Below are 16,490 nucleotides of genomic sequence, written 5' to 3' on the forward strand. Positions count from 1 at the left end.
ACTGAGATTGAGAGCCGGAAACCTTTAAAGTTTGCCGGTCATTGAGACGATAAGGGAGTGTATGCCGTCAGGCCACGTGAATCTGCACAACAAGAAGGGAGCCGCTTGAGGCAATGAAGCTCATTATTGGTTTAATTATCGTCAGTGGTGCCGTGTTTGGTGGCTTTATGATGGCTGGCGGACACATGCTGGCATTATATCAACCGGCGGAATACGTGATTATCGGTGGGGGGGCGCTGGGTGCATTTATTATCGCCAATCCTCCACGGATTATCACCGCGGCCTTCAAAGGTGTGCCCGCGCTGCTCAAGGGAGCGAAATACAGCAAGCAAACCTATATGGAATTGCTGGCTCTGATGTATAACCTGTTCGCCAAGGCGCGCAAGGAAGGGTTGATGGCGCTGGAAAGCGATATCGATGAACCGAAAGAGAGTGAGATTTTTACCGCTTATCCCAAACTGATGAGCAATCATCATCTTATTGAATTTATCTGCGATTATCTGCGTTTGATGGTGGGCGGTAACATGAATGCTTTCGAAATTGAGCAGTTGATGGATGTCGAGCTCGAAACCCATCACCATGAAATTTCCCAGCCCAGCCATGCCGTCACGATTGCCTCGGACGGCCTGCCCGGTTTCGGTATTGTCGCGGCGGTCATGGGTGTCGTCGTGACCATGGGCTATATCAGTGAGCCCCCGGAAATTCTGGGTATGAAGGTCGCGGCCGCTCTGGTGGGCACCTTCCTGGGGATTTTGCTGGCCTACGGTTTTGTTGGTCCTATGGCGGCTGCGATGTCCAGCCGGGAAGAAGAAGAAGGTAAGCTGTTCGAATGTGCCAAGATTTGCATTATGGCTACCCTGAACGGCTATACGCCGCAGATTGCGGTCGAATTTGGCCGCAAGGCGCTTTACAGCCACAATCGTCCCGGATTCCTTGAGCTTGAGGAGTATATCAAGGAACAGAAGAAGTAATCTGACGGATTATCAGCGTGGCCGCCGAGGACAAAAAACAACCCATCGTCATCAAGAAAGTCGTCAAGAAGGGCGGCGGTCATCATGGTGGCTCATGGAAAGTCGCGTATGCTGACTTCGTCACCGCGATGATGGCGTTTTTCCTGTTGCTGTGGCTGCTGGGTATCTCCGATGACGCGTTGCGCGAGGGGATTTCCGACTGGTTTCAGAACCCGTCAGCCATACAGGGCCCGGGCGGCGCCAGCACCAGTATGATCAAGCTTGGCGGCACCAAGGATATTCCTAAAGGCGAAGGGCATAAGTCCGAGCAACACGCCCCGCAAGTCGATCCTGTTGAACAAAGCGAGCAGGAAAAGATGGAGGAGCGTGTTCGCGATGTAATACGTCAGCAGGATAAAAAACAACTCGACCAGTTGTTGCAAAAACTCAAAGCGGCTATCGAAAGCAGTGATCAGCTGAAGAATTTCAAGGATCAACTGCTGCTGGAGATCACACCGGAAGGACTGCGGGTACAGATTGTCGATAAGAAAAACCGCCCCATGTTCGATCTGGGCAGCGATCAGCTCAAATCCTATACTCAGGAAATCCTGCAAAATATTTCCCAGGTCATTGCCGCCAATGTGCCGAACAAGGTGAGTATTGCCGGCCATACCGATGCAACGCCTTTTCCCAAGGGTTATATCGAATATGAAGACCAGTACGGCAACGATTATCGTAAACCCTATTCCAACTGGGAGCTGTCGGCGGATCGCGCCAATGCCGCACGCCGAGAACTGATTGAAGGAGGAATGCCACAGGAACAGCTCGGCAGGGTGGTAGGTCTTGCTGATTCGGTACTGTTCGACAAGGAAAACCCGTACAACCCTGTGAATCGGCGTATCAGCATCGTCGTGCTGAACAGAGATGCTGAGCAGGCCCTGATGGAAGGCGAGGGCAAGATGGATACCCTCGAAATTAAACCAGACGAGCCTGCCTCGGAATAGTCTCGTCACTTTCAGGTCTGGCGGGAAAAAACGCAGAGGACGCGGAGCCGCAGAGAAGAATAATAAAATTATATAAGTCGGACCTTGATCGCGATCAGCACTTTCAAAACAGGCTGTTATCGAAATCTCAATCGGACATTCTCGCCTTTTGCGATATACGTCGTTATTAACTCACTTTTTGCATTTCAAATCAAAATGAACTCTCTGCGTCTTTGCGGTTCCGCGTCCTCCGCGTAATTGACAGAAAATCCAAAAAATGACGCTCAATGGTTGTCCTGTTGCAGAGATTCGAGCAGGTTCAGGTAGCTTTTGTAACGCTGCGGACTGATTCCACCGGTTTGGACTGACGTGCGTACGGCACAGCCCGGCTCCTGGCGATGCAGGCAATCACGGAATTTGCAGTGTGGTCGAAAAGTGTTGAACTCACGAAATCCCGCAGCCAGATCAGTTGGTCCGACTTGCCACAGGCCAAACTCACGGATGCCCGGTGAGTCGATGATGTTACCGTCCCGTTGAGGCAAGTGATAGAGCCGGGCGGTCGTAGTGGTGTGGGTTCCCTTGTTGGTCGCGCTGGAGACATCGCCGACCCGGGCATCGACTTCGGGCAACAGCGCATTAATCAGGGATGATTTACCCACACCCGACTGGCCGACAACGATATTGTTGCGGCCGTTCAGAACCAGATGCAATGCGTCGAAACCGTCCGCAACTTTAGCGCTGACCTCGACCAGCCGGTAGCCTATCTGTTCATAAACGGCGAGCCGCTGTTTAACGGCTGCAGCGTCTTCGCTTGTAAGCAAGTCAACCTTGTTCAGGACGATGACGGGCGTGATGCCAGTGAGTTCGGCAGCCACCAGATAACGATCGATCAGGGCCTCTTTGAAGGCGGGCCGAGGAGAAATGACGATCAATATCTGATCGATGTTGGCCGCAATAATACGGGATTTGCCGCGGCTGTCGGGACGAGCCAGTTCAGAACGACGTGGTAACCGTCGGACGATAATATCGTCGCGCTCGCCGGTTTCAACGATGACCTGATCACCGGTAACCAGCGGACCCGCACTTTTTCGGCTATGGCACTCACGTAGCTGTTGATCTGCTGTTTCCACCAGCAGAGTGGAACCGTGATGGGCGATTACCAGTCCTGTTTGTTGCCTGTGATTTTCGGTTGACTGTAAAGAATCACTTTCTGTGGACGTGTCAACACTCATGCAGCTATTGGCTTGTTGTCTGGCAATCAGGCAAACAGCGCGTTTACCCGCGCGGCGCAGATAAAGTCATTCTCCGACAGCCCGCCAACCGAGTGTGTCGTGAAGATAATCTTGCAGCGATTGTAACCGGCTTCGATATCCGGATGATGATCTTGCTGATTGGCAATCCAGGCAACCGCGTTAACAAATTCGATGGTTTCGTAAAAATTCTTGAACTTGAATTCACGGGCCAGGCTCTGCTCGGTTTCTATGAGTTCCCAGCCGGGAATTTCCTTGTGTAATTGCGCAGCCTGTTGTGCATCGAGTGCCGGGCTGCCTTTGGGCAGTGACTGACAACTTTTATCGGAAAGTCCCATGGTTTTTACTCCTCGAACTTGTAAAAGTTCTGGTTTAGATAATTTACCACGTCCTCAATCTGGCTCTCCGGCCAGGGGGCACCCAGGCTGGTCTTGCATCGTCGCACCTGGGTATACAATGCCTCAAGCGTTTCGATACGGCGATTTTCCCGGACATAGATGCCGGTACCGTCCTCGCCATAAATACCGCTTTTCATCGAGGCGTGACAATTGATGCAGTTTTCACGGTGCAGTTCCCGCCCACGTTCGGGATCGCCGGCTTGCGCGGGGCCTGCCAGGAGAAGGCAGATCAGGAAGCTATGACTGAGGTGCAAACGCATCGGCTTAAAACCTTATGTTTTGTAAAGTAAACACTTAACTCATTTTACTCGACAAATGCGCGATACGCACCGGGGCTGGCGGATGTGAATCATGAAAGGCCGAATAAACCGGGTCGGGAGTCAGGGTACTGGCATTCTCCTGGTAGAGTTTAACCAGGGCCTGAATCAGAGTGCCCGCGTCACTTTGCCGTGCGGCGAAGTCATCGGCCTCGAATTCATGCTTGCGACTGAAAGCCGCCATCAACGGTTGCAGATAGACCGTGAATACCGGCATCACCAGCATGAAAAGCAACAGTGCAATATAGGTGGATGGTTGTTCTACGCCCAGACCATAATAGAAAGGCGCGTAGTCGAGCAACCAGCCCAGCAGCGCCAGCCCGGCCAAACTGAGCATGGCCATTACCGCAATGCGCTTGGGAATGTGGCGGCGGCGGAAATGGCCCAGCTCATGGGCCAGCACTGCTTCCACTTCATCCGGAGTCAGGGACTTGAGCAGGGTGTCAAAGAAGACAATACGTTTGTTATCACCCAGACCGGTAAAATAGGCATTTCCGTGACTGGAACGGCGCGAGCCGTCCATGACAAAAATACCGTTACTGCGAAAACCACAGCGCGCCAATAACTTCTCGATGCGCTCGCGCAGGGCCTGATCATCCAGCGGCGAGAACCTGTTAAATAGTGGCGCGATGAAGGTCGGATAGGCCCACATCATCAGCAGACTGAATCCCATCCAGATGGCCCATACATATAGCCACCACAATGACGAAGCATCCTGCATCAGCCATAGCACGAGCCACAATAGCGGTCCTCCGATGAGCACCGCCAGCAGCATGTTTTTCATGAAGTCAGTAACAAACAATTTGCCGGTCATGCGATTGAACCCGAAGCGCTCCTCCAGTCGGAAAGTCCGATAGAGGCTCAGGGGGATATCCAGCAGGCTGCTAATCAGCATAAAGCTGAAAATTACCGCCAGGCCGGTGAGAACCGGTGACAGTTCCATCCCGCGCCAGAAGTGATCCAGCATGTTTAATCCACCACCGAGCGTCCAGAGTAATAGCAGACCGATGCCAATTACTAACTCGGTCTTGCCAAAACGCAATTTGGCCAACGTATAATCGGCGGCTTTCTGGTGATGGCTCAGGCCAATATGTTCCTGAAATGCTTCCGGAACACGGTCGCGATGTTGACTGACATAACGTGCCTGACGCTGACCCAGCCACCATTGCAGGGCGACGGACAGGGCCAGTGCTGTAATAAAAATAAGAGTCACCGTATTCATCGTGGATTTCCCTGTTCAGAGTGCAGCATGGCAGGTTAGCCTCTGATAGAATGGTTGGCAAGAGACGTACGACGGAAACCAATTTTATGAGTGCAGACAGCAATAACCTCATCTGGATCGATCTGGAAATGACCGGTCTGGACACCCAGAACGACATGATCATCGAAATTGCCACCATCGTTACCGATAGCCAGCTCAACATTCTGGCCGAAGGCCCGGTTCTGGCGATTCATCAAAGCGATCAGATCCTGGCCGGCATGGATGAATGGAATACACGCCAGCACGGTCAGTCAGGTCTGGTGGAGCGGGTTCGTAACAGCACGGTGACCGAAGCTGAAGCGGAGGCAGAGACCCTGGCGTTTCTGAGTCAGTACGTACCGGCCCGCGCCTCGCCCATGTGCGGCAACAGTATCTGTCAGGATCGTCGCTTTCTGGCGCGTTGCATGCCCCAGCTGGAGCAATATTTCCATTACCGCAATCTCGATGTCAGTACCCTCAAGGAACTGGCCAAGCGCTGGGCGCCTTCCATCTGCGGCGGATTGACGAAAAACGGCGCCCACCTGGCAATGGACGATATTCGCGATTCCATCAATGAATTACGCTACTATCGTGAGCACTTGCTCAAGTCCTTTCCTTCCGATTGAATCCCGCCTCCCGGCGGGGATAACCTCCTGACAACTCGCAAAAGTTAGATAAATCACCCGGGCCAGAGTTCCCGTGCGGCCGCCGTGTCAGTCAGGTTTCTGACTGCGCTACGGCGTTGTCGGCCGTCAAGAGATTGGCGTTTCGCGCATCTGCATTGTCAAGCTATTGTTTTTAAATAATAAATTATTCAGCACAACCACTGGCACATGTTTTGCACCCGGATGGATGGACGGCGATTTTAAATCCCAGGGGAAGCTCATGGCAGATAACGAAAAAGATCTGGATCTCGACGTAAAAAGCGGCAGCAAGCTGAATACCATCTTGCTCGTGGTGCTGATCGTACTCTTGCTTGCGGTCGCCGGTGCTGGCGCCGCCTGGTACCTGATGAGCGGTGATGATGACAGTGCCGCTGCCGAGGGGGAAGAGGGCGAGACGGCGGAGGTGGTCGAAGCGCAACCGAAACCGGCGCATTATTTCAAACTCGAACCGGAGTTCGTGGTCAATTTCGAGAATCCTGGCAAAGCCCGCTATCTACAGCTGGAAATCCAGTTAATGGCCCGTGATTCCGGGGTTTTCGAGCAGGTCGAGACGCATATGCCGGTTATTCGCAGCGAGCTTCTGATTCTGTTCAGCGAACAGACTTACGAAGAGCTCAGCACGCGTGAAGGCAAACTGCGCCTGCGCGAAGAGACCTTGAAAACCATTAACCAGATACTGCAGACCGGTGAAGATGACCCCGGCATCGAGCAGGTCTATTTCACCAGCCTGATTATGCAATAGGGCCCCGGGATGTCAGTCAACGATCTATTATCACAAGACGAAATCGATGCGCTGTTACATGGCGTTGACAGTGGCGACGTTGATACCGAGGACGATTTTGCCGCCCACGACGGGGTGGCGCGTGGATTTGACTTTGCCAGTCATGATCGCATTGTTCGCGGCCGGATGCCGACGCTGGAGATGATTAACGAGCGTTTCGCGCGCAAGTTTCGTATCAGTTTATTCAATATGCTGCGCCGTGCTGCCGAAATTTCGGTCGGGGGCGTGGAAATGATGAAATTCTCTGAATACGTGCACAGCATGTTTGTTCCCACCAGCTTGAATCTGACCCGCGTGCGCCCCCTGCGCGGCACAGCGCTGATCGTATTCGAACCCAAACTGGTTTTTATTATTGTTGATAACTACTACGGCGGGATTGGCCGGCACGCCAAGATCGAAGGACGCGATTTTTCCGCCACCGAACAACGCGTTGTCAGTACGGTACTTGAAGATGCCTTTAATGATCTGATCGATGCCTGGAAGCCGGTGCTGCCGATCAACTTCGAATTTATGAACATGGAAGTCAACCCGCAGTTTGCCAATATCGTCAGTCCCTCGGAAGTAGTGGTGGTATCCCGTTTTCATATCGAACTGGAAGGGGGCGGTGGCGAATTTCAGGTCACTATGCCTTATTCCATGCTTGAACCGATTCGTGAGTTACTGGATGCCGGCGTACAAAGCGATGTCTCCGAGCGGGATGAACGCTGGGCCCATGCTTTGCGCCAGGATATCAAGTCGGCTGAGGTAAACCTGACTGCCACATTGACCGAAGCCACAATGAGCCTTGCGGATGTTGTGAAGCTTAAGGCGGGAGATGTCATTCCAATAGAAATGCCCGAACTGGTTACCGTGCGTGCCGAGGATATACCGGTCTTTCGTGGCAAATATGGGGTGCACCACAACAATATGGCGATAAAGATCGTTGAACAGGTGGAACGAACCAAGGAAAACCCGTTGCTGAAGACGGCCATGACGGAATCAAAGTGAGGTAACCATGAACGATACAAACGACGAATCAGAAGTTATGGACGAATGGGCGGCTGCAATGGATGAAGCGGCGGAAGCCGGTGATCAAGCGGCAGCCAAGCAAACCACAGAGGTTCAGCATGCCGGCTTTGAGAACCTTCAGGAATCAGGCAGTCGCAGCAACGAAGATATCAACCTGGATGTGATACTGGATGTGCCGGTGACCCTGTCACTGGAGATTGGACGTTCTCAGATTAATATTCGTAACCTGCTGCAACTGAACCAGGGCTCGGTGATTGAACTGGATCGTCTGGCGGGCGAGCCGCTGGATGTACTGGTTAACGGTACTTTGATCGCGCATGGGGAAGTAGTGGTCGTGAACGAGAAATTTGGCATTCGTCTGACCGATATTATCAGCCCTGCGGAACGGGTCAAAAAACTCAAATGAAGCGATTTCTGTCCAGAATGGGCCTGTTTCTGGCAGGTCTGTCAAGTTCCTGCGCGCTGCTGGCGGCCGAAACAGTCAAATCCGGCCCCTTGACCAGCGAGCCGATCGGTAGTGGCAGCTATGTGCAAATGGCGCTTGGCCTGCTGTTCATCGTTGCATTGATCTTTGGCATGGGATGGTTCATACGCCGGCTGGGGACCTTTAACAGTGTTGCCAGCGGCAGCCTCAAACTTCTTGGCGGCCTGTCAATTGGTCAGCGTGAAAAAATTGTTCTGGTACAGGTAGGTGAGACCCAGTTACTGGTAGGTGTTGCCCCGGGACAGGTTCGTACCTTGCATGTGCTGGAAAAACCGGTCAGCGATGAATCACCGCAAGCAATGTCGTCCGGGTTCGCGGAAAAACTCAATCAACTGTTGAAACAACAAACGTCACGCAAATGAAACGCCCGTCTTTGTCAATGTTGTTTTTTCTGGTAGCGGCCATGCTGTTGCCGTTTGACGATGCCATGGCACAGGATGGTATCAATGCCCTGACCATGACGACCGGCGAGGATGGCGAGCAGACCTACAGCTTGAGTTTGCAAATCGTCGCGTTGATGACGGTGCTGACACTGTTGCCGGCGGCATTGATGATGATGACTTCCTTTACCCGTATCATTATCGTGCTTGCGATTCTGCGTCAGGCGCTGGGGTTGATGCAGACGCCGACCACCCAGACGTTGCTTGGCCTGGCTCTGTTTCTGACTTTTTTTATTATGGCACCGGTATTTAACAAGATTAACAACGATGCCATTCAGCCCTATATGAACGAGTCGCTTGGCATGCAGGATGCCGCTATCAAGGCTGGCGAACCCTTGCGTGAATTCATGATGAGCCAGACCCGCGCAGCAGATATCAATATGTTCGCCAGTATAGCGGGTGATGATGGCTACGAATCCGAGGCGGATGTGCCATTTACCGTTCTGGTGCCGGCCTTTGTGACCAGCGAACTGAAAACGGCGTTCCAGATTGGTTTTTTGTTATTTATCCCGTTTCTGATTATTGATCTGGTAGTGGCCAGTGTTCTGATGTCTATGGGGATGATGATGCTTTCGCCCATGATTGTATCACTGCCATTCAAGATTATGCTTTTTGTGCTGGTCGATGGCTGGAACCTCATCATGGGAACACTTGCCTCGAGTTTCTATGTATAGCGGAGCGTGATGATGACACCGGATAGCGTTCTCAGTATTTTTCAGCACGCCCTCGAAGTGGTGTTGATTATGATCGTGGTGATTCTGGTTCCGGCACTGGTGGTTGGTTTGCTGGTGAGTATGTTCCAGGCCGCAACGCAGATTAATGAAATGACCCTGAGTTTCATTCCCAAACTGATTGCCACTGTGCTGACACTGATGCTGGCTGGTCCCTGGTTGTTACGGTTGCTGATCGATTACACCCAGCGACTGGTGCGCGATATCCCCTATTTGATCGGATGATACATGGTTATTACCGGCAGCGAACTCACCAGTTTGATCGGCGCCTTCCTCTGGCCGCTGTTTCGCATTGGTGCGCTGGTGATGTCTGCACCGGTGTTCGGGGCCCGGTATGTTCCTGTTCGTGTGCGACTGGTAGTGGCACTGGCAGTGACCGCACTGGTTGTACCCCTGCTCCCGCCGCAACCGGCAGTGGAGCTGTTAAGTCCGATGATGCTGTTTATTATCGGTCAACAGATACTCATTGGCATAGTGATGGGGGTTACCCTGCAACTGGTTTTCAGTGCGGTAGTCACCGGTGGTCAGATCGTTGCAATGCAGATGGGGTTGGGTTTTTCCCTGATGGTGGACCCGCAAAATGGCGCCCAGGCTCCGGTACTCAGCCAGTTCTACATGCTGATGGTGTTACTGGTCTTTCTGACGCTCAATGGCCATCTGGTAATGATCGAAGTGATAGTCGACAGCTTTCAAACCATGCCCATCGGTCCGCAAGGTGTGACAGCAGACACCTTCTGGCAGGTGGTGAGCTGGGGCAGTCTGATTTTCGCCGGGGGACTGGGCATGGCGATTCCTGCCGTGGCTTCGTTACTGGTAGTCAACTTTGCCTTTGGCATTATGACCCGGTCTGCGCCGCAGCTGAATATTTTCGCTATCGGTTTTCCGTTGACGATGCTAATCGGCTTTGCCCTGGTTCTGTTGACATTGCCCAGCGTGGTGCCGCAAAGCACGGGCATGTTTAACGACACCTATCAGTTAATCCGGCAACTACTGAGCGGAGGCGCCTGAGGATGGCGGAAGATACCGGTCAGGAACGCACGCAGGAGGCGACCCCGCGCCGCAAACAGCAGGCGCGGGAAAAAGGTCAGGTCGCCTCCTCACGGGAACTCAATACCATGCTGGTGATGTTGATCTCCGGTATGGCGGTATTGTTACTTGGACCGGGTGCCATCGACGACATGCTGGACTTGATGGGCCGGCATCTGGACGTCGGTCGGCAGGTGATATTCGACCCTATGGCCATGCCGCGCCAGTTTGAAAGCGCGATGCTCGAGGCGTTATGGATTCTGGCGCCATTCTTTATTGTCGTGATGATTGCCGCGGTGGCAGGACCGATTTTGATGGGGAGTGTGGTACTCAGCCCCGAGTCGATTACCTTCAAGTGGGAAAAGATCGATCCCATCAAGGGCCTTAAACGGATCTTCGCCTGGCGCGGCTTGATGGAGCTGGTCAAGGCTCTGGTCAAATTCATCGTCATTGCCTCGGTAGCTATTGCCTTTTTATATCTCCAGGCCGAGAACTATCTGGGTCTGGGAAACGAACCGGTGATGCAGGCGATTCCCCACGCTGCGTATTTATTGATCGGGGCGTTTCTGGTTATTGGCTCTGCACTGATTCTGATCGCGGCAGCGGATGTGCCGTTTCAGATATGGGACCACCATCGTCAGTTGAAGATGACCTTCCAGGAAGTCAAGGACGAGAACAAGGACACCGAGGGGAACCCTGACGTACGCAGTCGTGCGCGGCGCATGCAACGGGAGATGGCCCAGCATCGGATGATGGCGGCGGTTCCCGAGGCCGATGTGGTGGTCACTAACCCGAGCCATTTTTCGGTCGCACTGAAATACGACCCCGAGAAGATGGGGGCGCCCGTCGTACTGGCCAAGGGGGCCGATCTGATCGCCATGCAAATCCGCACCGTGGCCCGCGAGAACAATGTCATTCTGGTTCAGGCGCCACCGCTGGCACGTGCGCTGTTCCATACCACCGAGCTGGAACAGGAAATTCCCTCTGGACTTTATCTGGCGGTCGCGCAGGTACTGGCATATGTATTCCAGTTGCGGCGGGATCGCAAGGGCAATACCACCCGGGAACACAAGATCAGCGATCTGCCGATTCCCGACGACTTCAAGTTCGATTAATACAAGACAGGTAATTGTCATGGCCGAGTCCAGCAGTGCGGTAGTCAGTTCATTACGTCAATTCAGCCGGCAGGGTCTGGGTGCTCCAATTCTGCTGATCCTGATGATGGCCATGATCGTGGTGCCGCTGGCGCCGATCATGCTCGATGCACTATTCAGCTTCAATATCTCGCTGGCACTGGTCGTCATGCTGGTAACGGTCTATACCCTGCGTCCTCTTGACTTTGCCCTGTTTCCTGCGGTGTTGCTGGTGACCACGCTGTTGCGTCTGGCCTTGAATGTCGCTTCTACTCGCGTGGTGCTGCTGGAGGGACACACCGGCACTGATGCGGCGGGGCAGGTCATTCAGGCGTTTGGTGAATTCGTGGTCGGGGGTAATTACGCCGTGGGGATCGTGGTTTTCGCGATTCTGGTCATTATCAACTTTGTGGTGATCACCAAGGGCGCGACCCGTATCTCGGAAGTCAGCGCCCGCTTCACCCTGGATGCGATGCCAGGCAAACAGATGGCCATTGATGCCGATCTCAACGCCGGGTTGATCGATCAGGATACAGCGCGGACCCGGCGCCAGGAGATCAGTGACGAGGCCGAGTTCTATGGTTCCATGGATGGTGCCAGCAAGTTCGTGCGCGGTGATGCGGTGGCGGGAATTTTGATACTGGTGATTAGTATTGTCGGCGGCTTGATCATTGGCACGGCCCAGCATGGTCTGTCCTTCTCCGAAGCGGCGCGTAATTACACCCTGTTGACTATCGGGGATGGCCTGGTGGCGCAGATTCCGGCGCTGTTATTGTCCTCTGCCGCCGGCATTATTATTACCCGGGTGTCGGCTTCCCAGAATATGGGCGAGCAGGTGATCCACCAGTTGTTCGGGAATCCCCGTTCGCTGGCGGTGACTGCCGTCATTCTAGGTATCATGGGAATCATTCCCGGGATGCCTAACGTCGCGTTTTTGACTCTCGCACTGCTCAGCGGCAGCCTGGCCTGGTGGATGCAGCGTCGTCATCGGGAACAGGCTGAAGAAGCCGAAGCGGCCGTTCCCAGTACCAGTGCGGCCCAACCCGAGGTCAAGGAGTTGACCTGGGAGGATGTCACCCCCGTCGATCCCATTGGTCTGGAAGTGGGCTATCGTCTGATCCCGTTGGTGGACAAGGATCAGGGGGGACAGCTGATGCAGCGGATCAAGGGAGTGCGCAAGAAGCTCACCCAGGATCTCGGCTTTTTGATTCCGCCGGTGCATATCCGCGATAATCTGGAACTGGCTCCCACCACCTATCGCATTACCCTGATGGGCGTTACTGTGGGCGAGGCTGATGTCTATCCGGAGAAGGAGATGGCTATCAATCCCGGCCAGGTATTTGGCACCATCGAGGGCATCGACACGACTGACCCCGCCTTTGGTCTGGATGCGCTCTGGATCGAACCCGCCCAGCGGGATCAGGCCCAGACCATGGGCTACACCGTGGTCGATGCCAACACCGTGATCGCCACTCACCTGAGTCAGCTGCTGCAAACTCATGCCGGTCAGTTGCTGGGACATGAAGAAGTCCAGCACCTGCTCGACAAGCTGGCGGCCAGTACGCCGAAACTGGTCGAGAATCTGGTGCCCGATACGCTTTCACTCGGGGTCGTGGTCAAGGTACTGCAGAATCTGCTCAACGAAGGTATTCCGCTGCGGGATATTCGTACGATCGCCGAAACTCTGGCGGAACATGGTGGCCGCACGCAGGATCCCGACGTATTGACGGCGGCCGTGCGCGAGGCGCTGGGACGCATGATTGTCCAGCAAATCAACGGGATGCAGGCGGAACTGCCGGTAATTACTCTGGATCCCAAACTGGAACAGATATTGCAACAGTCTATCCAGAGTGCCGAAGGTTCGACGGCCGGTGTAGAGCCGGGTCTGGCCGAGCGGCTGCACCAGGCGCTGAGCGAAACCGCCCAGAAGCAGGAGATCGCCGGGGAACCGGCTGTGTTGCTGGTCTCTGGCGCTATCCGGACCATGCTGGCCCGGTTTGTCCGCCACAGCATCCCGGCGCTGCAGGTGCTCTCGTATAACGAAATACCGAGCGACAAACAGATTCGTATTGTTGCCACGGTCGGCCAGTAAGCCGGGCGGGTAACGCAAACCAGCCAGATAGAGGCTTTTGTTATGAAAATCAAGCGCTTCCAGGGTACTGACATGCGCACGGCCATCCGCCAGGTGCGGGATACGCTTGGCTCCGACGCGGTGATTCTTTCCAACCAGAAAATCCCCGGGGGTGTCGAGATCGTCGCGGCCATCGATTATGACGAGTCGCTGCTGGATGGTCCGGCCACCGGCAGCGAGGCCAATCCCACAACCGGAGCCGACCGCACCGGCGCCCCCAGCGTCACGACCAAGGCGGCCACGCCGGCACCGCGCAAATCCCGTCAGGCGGCACTGGATGACATCCGCTTCAGTCGAAATATTCCCGACGGTGATTATCCACCGGCCACGCCGAACGCCGGCGCGCCGGCCGGACGGACACAACAGCCCGATCACCTCTGGTCGCAACAGCCGATGATCATGGAGATGCAAAATGAATTGCGCTCATTGCGCGGCATGCTGGTCAACCAGCTCTCTGGTCTGGCCTGGGGACAGGAAACCCGTTATCACCCGCTGCGTGCCCGTTTGTTGCAACGCCTGCTGGCGTTGGGGATGAGTCCGAACCTGGCGCGCCAGGTGGTGGCCCAGTGTGATGAGCAGCAGGATTTTGATTTTAACTGGCGCAAGGCTCTGGGTGTGGTCGCCCATCAGCTGCCCACGACCGAGACTGATATTGTGGATCGCGGCGGGGTCGTGGCCCTGGTCGGTCCGACCGGCGTTGGCAAGACCACTTCCATTGCCAAGCTGGCGGCCCGCTATACATTGCGACACGGTCCGCAAAAAGTCGCGCTGATCACGACCGACAATTATCGCGTTGCGGCCCATGAACAGCTACGCAGCTATGCCCGAATCATGGGGGTGCCCATGCGCGTAGCTGCTGACAGCAAAGCGCTGGATGAGGCGCTTGTCGAATATCGTGACAAAGGGCTGGTGCTGATCGATACCGCTGGCATGGGCCAGCGTGATATGGCCCTGTACGAACATCTGGCCGCACTCAACACTGGTGGGCGGGCGGTTCAGACCTATCTGACGCTGGCTACCAACAGCCAGCGGGGTGTAATGAACGATGTGGTCAGTGCCTTCGGTCAGGTGCCGCTCAGTGGTCTGATCCTGACCAAGCTGGACGAGACCACGAGTCTGGGCGGGGCGCTGTCGGTCGCCATTGAACAGAACCTGCCCCCGGTGTACCTCAGCGATGGACAGCGGGTCCCCGAGGATTTCCATCCGGCCCGGCCACACACCCTGGTCAGCCGCAGCGTGGTGATCATGCAGCAGGTTGCGGCCGGTGTTAAAGAAGATGATATCTCCCTGGTTCTGGGCGGCATGGTCGCCGGGGCCAACGGTTGAGTCGCTCATGGATCAGGCCGCAGGATTACGTCGCATGAGTCAACCCAATCCGGTCCGCGTTATTACCGTTACCAGTGGCAAAGGTGGCGTGGGCAAAACCAATGTATCGCTTAACCTGGCTATGGCTCTGTCGGCGATGGAAAAGGATGTCACCATTCTCGATGCCGATCTGGGGCTGGGTAATATTGATGTGCTGCTGGGCCTGCACCCGCGCTATAACCTGTCGCATGTTCTGCGCGGCGAATGCGAGCTGGATGAGATTCTGGTGCAGGGTCCCGGCCGCCTGAGTGTGATCCCGGCTTCTTCGGGGGTACAGGAGATGGCGGAACTGAACGCCAACCAGCACGCAGGATTAATCCGCGCTTTTAGTGAGTTGAACCACAATATTGATGTATTATTGGTCGACACAGCTGCCGGAATTACTGACAGCGTGGTCAGTTTCTCCCGGGCGGCACAGGAAGTGATGGTAGTGGTATGCGACGAACCGGCCTCGATCACCGACGCTTATGCGCTGATCAAGTTGCTGAATCGGGAATACGGGCTGTTTCGATTCCGTATACTGTGTAATATGGTACGCAGTGCCCAGCATGGGCGTGACGTATACGAAAAGATGGCCAGGGTGACGGATCGGTTTCTGGATATCGCGCTGGATTATGTCGGCTACGTCCCCGATGATGAATTCGTGGTCAAGGCTATACGCAAGCAACGCTCGGTGATCGAGGCCTATCCGCGCAGCAAGGCGAGTCAGGCTTACGCTACCCTGGCGGAAAAAGTTGACAAATGGCCTTTACCCGAGACTGCGGGAGGCCATCTGGAGTTTTTTGTGGAACGACTGGTAATGGGACATGAGCAAGAGGCGGAGGTACTGACGTGAGTGGTGTGGCTATCTATGCCGCCAACCAGCCACGGCTGCATGACGATCTGGTCGAGCAGCATGCGCCGCTGGTCAAGCGTATTGCCTGTCACCTGATTAATAAGTTACCAGCCAGCGTCCAGCTCGAGGATCTGATTCAGGCCGGCATGATCGGCCTGCTCGAGGCCTCACGCAATTATGATGAAACCCAGGGCGCCAGCTTCGAAACCTATGCCGGAATCCGGATTCGTGGTTCCATGCTGGATGAAATCCGCAAGAACGACTGGGCGCCACGCTCGGTACACCGCAAGGCGCGCATGGTGGCCGAGGCAGTGCGTGAGATCGAAAATGACCGTGGTCGGGATGCCCGCGACGTGGAAATTGCCGAATCCCTGGATATGTCCCTGGAGGACTATTACAAGATTCTGCAAGACAACAGTTACCACAAGGTACTCAGTTTCGAGGACATGGGTACGGGTGAGGACTCGATGCTCGACAATATGTCGGATAACGCCCCTGGCATTGTCGACGGACTGCAGAGTGCAGACATGCAGCGGGTGGTGGGCGAGGCGATCGCCAGCCTGCCCGAGCGCGAACGACTTGTCATGGCACTTTATTACGATGAAGAACTCAATTTGCGTGAGATTGGCGCGGTGATGGGCGTCAGCGAATCGCGCGTCAGCCAGATCCACAGCCAGGCAGTCATTCGCCTGCAGGCTCGCATGGAAAACCGCTTCAAGGAAGCGTGATTCTCACTCTTGTATTCGGGTCTTT

At 54.8% G+C, this 16,490-nt stretch carries 19 protein-coding genes; 15 read left to right on the forward strand and 4 right to left on the reverse strand.

Translation table 11 applies throughout. The features are described from left to right. Positions 1 to 113: 113 nt before the first annotated feature. On the forward strand, positions 114 to 971 hold the full coding sequence (gene motA, locus R6U90_RS05420) for a flagellar motor stator protein MotA (protein WP_410351653.1): 858 nt from the start codon (positions 114 to 116) through the stop codon (positions 969 to 971). Positions 972 to 988: 17 nt separating this feature from the next. Next, positions 989 to 1,954 (forward strand): flagellar motor protein MotB, encoded by a 966-nt coding sequence (gene motB / locus R6U90_RS05425; RefSeq protein WP_410351654.1) that lies wholly within the window; start codon positions 989 to 991, stop codon positions 1,952 to 1,954. Positions 1,955 to 2,217: 263 nt separating this feature from the next. Here the strand turns inward: motB and rsgA are convergent, their stop codons facing one another. The 4 genes from rsgA to R6U90_RS05445 are packed head-to-tail and all read right to left on the reverse strand — an operon-like array spanning position 2,218 to position 5,120. After that, positions 2,218 to 3,225: a small ribosomal subunit biogenesis GTPase RsgA gene (rsgA, locus tag R6U90_RS05430; protein WP_410351770.1), complete on the reverse strand. Its 1,008-nt coding sequence runs from the start codon at positions 3,223 to 3,225 to the stop codon at positions 2,218 to 2,220. Further along, the gene (locus R6U90_RS05435; RefSeq protein WP_410351655.1) at positions 3,192 to 3,521 is read right to left on the reverse strand and encodes a 4a-hydroxytetrahydrobiopterin dehydratase; all 330 of its coding nucleotides are present in this window, start codon (positions 3,519 to 3,521) and stop codon (positions 3,192 to 3,194) included. The genes rsgA and R6U90_RS05435 overlap by 34 nt, the downstream gene beginning before the upstream one ends. Positions 3,522 to 3,526: 5 nt before the next feature. Continuing rightward, on the reverse strand, positions 3,527 to 3,841 hold the full coding sequence (locus R6U90_RS05440) for a cytochrome c (RefSeq protein ID WP_410351656.1): 315 nt from the start codon (positions 3,839 to 3,841) through the stop codon (positions 3,527 to 3,529). 34 nt (positions 3,842 to 3,875) lie between these two features. Continuing rightward, a complete protein-coding gene (locus R6U90_RS05445; RefSeq protein WP_410351657.1) occupies positions 3,876 to 5,120 on the reverse strand; it encodes a M48 family metallopeptidase in 1,245 nt (414 codons plus the stop codon). A gap of 86 nt (positions 5,121 to 5,206) precedes the next feature. Between R6U90_RS05445 and orn the strand changes: the two genes are divergently transcribed. From orn to R6U90_RS05510, 13 genes are all read left to right on the forward strand, one after another. Continuing rightward, positions 5,207 to 5,764: an oligoribonuclease gene (orn, locus tag R6U90_RS05450; RefSeq protein WP_410351658.1), complete on the forward strand. Its 558-nt coding sequence runs from the start codon at positions 5,207 to 5,209 to the stop codon at positions 5,762 to 5,764. A 259-nt stretch (positions 5,765 to 6,023) separates the two neighbouring features. Continuing rightward, on the forward strand, positions 6,024 to 6,545 hold the full coding sequence (gene fliL / locus R6U90_RS05455; protein WP_410351659.1) for a flagellar basal body-associated protein FliL: 522 nt from the start codon (positions 6,024 to 6,026) through the stop codon (positions 6,543 to 6,545). A gap of 9 nt (positions 6,546 to 6,554) precedes the next feature. Then, complete coding sequence (gene fliM, locus R6U90_RS05460; protein WP_410351660.1) at positions 6,555 to 7,571, forward strand: flagellar motor switch protein FliM; 1,017 nt, start codon at positions 6,555 to 6,557, stop codon at positions 7,569 to 7,571. A 7-nt stretch (positions 7,572 to 7,578) separates the two neighbouring features. Further along, a complete protein-coding gene (fliN, locus tag R6U90_RS05465) occupies positions 7,579 to 7,998 on the forward strand; it encodes a flagellar motor switch protein FliN (RefSeq protein WP_410351661.1) in 420 nt (139 codons plus the stop codon). Then, the gene (fliO, locus tag R6U90_RS05470) at positions 7,995 to 8,438 is read left to right on the forward strand and encodes a flagellar biosynthetic protein FliO (RefSeq protein WP_410351662.1); all 444 of its coding nucleotides are present in this window, start codon (positions 7,995 to 7,997) and stop codon (positions 8,436 to 8,438) included. Before fliN ends, fliO begins: the two co-directional genes overlap by 4 nt. A gap of 17 nt (positions 8,439 to 8,455) precedes the next feature. Beyond that, positions 8,456 to 9,190: a flagellar type III secretion system pore protein FliP gene (gene fliP, locus R6U90_RS05475; protein WP_410351663.1), complete on the forward strand. Its 735-nt coding sequence runs from the start codon at positions 8,456 to 8,458 to the stop codon at positions 9,188 to 9,190. Positions 9,191 to 9,202: 12 nt separating this feature from the next. Next, positions 9,203 to 9,472, forward strand: a complete 270-nt coding sequence (gene fliQ / locus R6U90_RS05480) for a flagellar biosynthesis protein FliQ (protein WP_410351771.1) — start codon at positions 9,203 to 9,205, stop codon at positions 9,470 to 9,472. A gap of 3 nt (positions 9,473 to 9,475) precedes the next feature. Beyond that, positions 9,476 to 10,255 (forward strand): flagellar biosynthetic protein FliR, encoded by a 780-nt coding sequence (gene fliR, locus R6U90_RS05485; RefSeq protein WP_410351664.1) that lies wholly within the window; start codon positions 9,476 to 9,478, stop codon positions 10,253 to 10,255. A gap of 2 nt (positions 10,256 to 10,257) precedes the next feature. Next, on the forward strand, positions 10,258 to 11,388 hold the full coding sequence (gene flhB / locus R6U90_RS05490) for a flagellar biosynthesis protein FlhB (RefSeq protein WP_410351665.1): 1,131 nt from the start codon (positions 10,258 to 10,260) through the stop codon (positions 11,386 to 11,388). 19 nt (positions 11,389 to 11,407) lie between these two features. Next, a complete protein-coding gene (gene flhA, locus R6U90_RS05495) occupies positions 11,408 to 13,498 on the forward strand; it encodes a flagellar biosynthesis protein FlhA (RefSeq protein ID WP_410351666.1) in 2,091 nt (696 codons plus the stop codon). Between the two features lie 42 nt (positions 13,499 to 13,540). Further along, positions 13,541 to 14,863 (forward strand): flagellar biosynthesis protein FlhF, encoded by a 1,323-nt coding sequence (gene flhF / locus R6U90_RS05500; protein WP_410351667.1) that lies wholly within the window; start codon positions 13,541 to 13,543, stop codon positions 14,861 to 14,863. A gap of 34 nt (positions 14,864 to 14,897) precedes the next feature. Next, positions 14,898 to 15,737, forward strand: coding sequence for a MinD/ParA family protein (locus tag R6U90_RS05505; RefSeq protein ID WP_410351668.1), 840 nt, complete (start codon positions 14,898 to 14,900; stop codon positions 15,735 to 15,737). Further along, positions 15,734 to 16,465, forward strand: a complete 732-nt coding sequence (locus R6U90_RS05510) for an RNA polymerase sigma factor FliA (RefSeq protein WP_410351669.1) — start codon at positions 15,734 to 15,736, stop codon at positions 16,463 to 16,465. The genes R6U90_RS05505 and R6U90_RS05510 overlap by 4 nt, the downstream gene beginning before the upstream one ends. The last annotated feature ends 25 nt before the right edge of the window (positions 16,466 to 16,490 follow it).

The sequence above is a fragment of the Thiohalophilus sp. genome (assembly GCF_046483665.1).
In the GTDB taxonomy this organism is placed as follows: Bacteria; Pseudomonadota; Gammaproteobacteria; order UBA6429; family Thiohalophilaceae; genus Thiohalophilus.

Bases quoted from the DNA above. Each gene is read 5' to 3' on its own strand.
- motA (WP_410351653.1), top strand. From the start codon at position 114: ATGAAGCTCATTATTGGTTTAATTATCGTCAGTGGTGCCGTGTTTGGT.
- R6U90_RS05435 (WP_410351655.1), bottom strand. From the start codon at position 3,521: ATGGGACTTTCCGATAAAAGTTGTCAGTCACTGCCCAAAGGCAGCCCG.
- R6U90_RS05440 (WP_410351656.1), bottom strand. From the start codon at position 3,841: ATGCGTTTGCACCTCAGTCATAGCTTCCTGATCTGCCTTCTCCTGGCA.
- R6U90_RS05445 (WP_410351657.1), bottom strand. From the start codon at position 5,120: ATGAATACGGTGACTCTTATTTTTATTACAGCACTGGCCCTGTCCGTC.
- orn (WP_410351658.1), top strand. From the start codon at position 5,207: ATGAGTGCAGACAGCAATAACCTCATCTGGATCGATCTGGAAATGACC.
- fliL (WP_410351659.1), top strand. From the start codon at position 6,024: ATGGCAGATAACGAAAAAGATCTGGATCTCGACGTAAAAAGCGGCAGC.
- fliM (WP_410351660.1), top strand. From the start codon at position 6,555: ATGTCAGTCAACGATCTATTATCACAAGACGAAATCGATGCGCTGTTA.
- fliN (WP_410351661.1), top strand. From the start codon at position 7,579: ATGAACGATACAAACGACGAATCAGAAGTTATGGACGAATGGGCGGCT.
- fliO (WP_410351662.1), top strand. From the start codon at position 7,995: ATGAAGCGATTTCTGTCCAGAATGGGCCTGTTTCTGGCAGGTCTGTCA.
- fliP (WP_410351663.1), top strand. From the start codon at position 8,456: ATGTTGTTTTTTCTGGTAGCGGCCATGCTGTTGCCGTTTGACGATGCC.
- fliQ (WP_410351771.1), top strand. From the start codon at position 9,203: ATGACACCGGATAGCGTTCTCAGTATTTTTCAGCACGCCCTCGAAGTG.
- fliR (WP_410351664.1), top strand. From the start codon at position 9,476: ATGGTTATTACCGGCAGCGAACTCACCAGTTTGATCGGCGCCTTCCTC.
- flhB (WP_410351665.1), top strand. From the start codon at position 10,258: ATGGCGGAAGATACCGGTCAGGAACGCACGCAGGAGGCGACCCCGCGC.
- flhA (WP_410351666.1), top strand. From the start codon at position 11,408: ATGGCCGAGTCCAGCAGTGCGGTAGTCAGTTCATTACGTCAATTCAGC.
- flhF (WP_410351667.1), top strand. From the start codon at position 13,541: ATGAAAATCAAGCGCTTCCAGGGTACTGACATGCGCACGGCCATCCGC.
- R6U90_RS05505 (WP_410351668.1), top strand. From the start codon at position 14,898: ATGAGTCAACCCAATCCGGTCCGCGTTATTACCGTTACCAGTGGCAAA.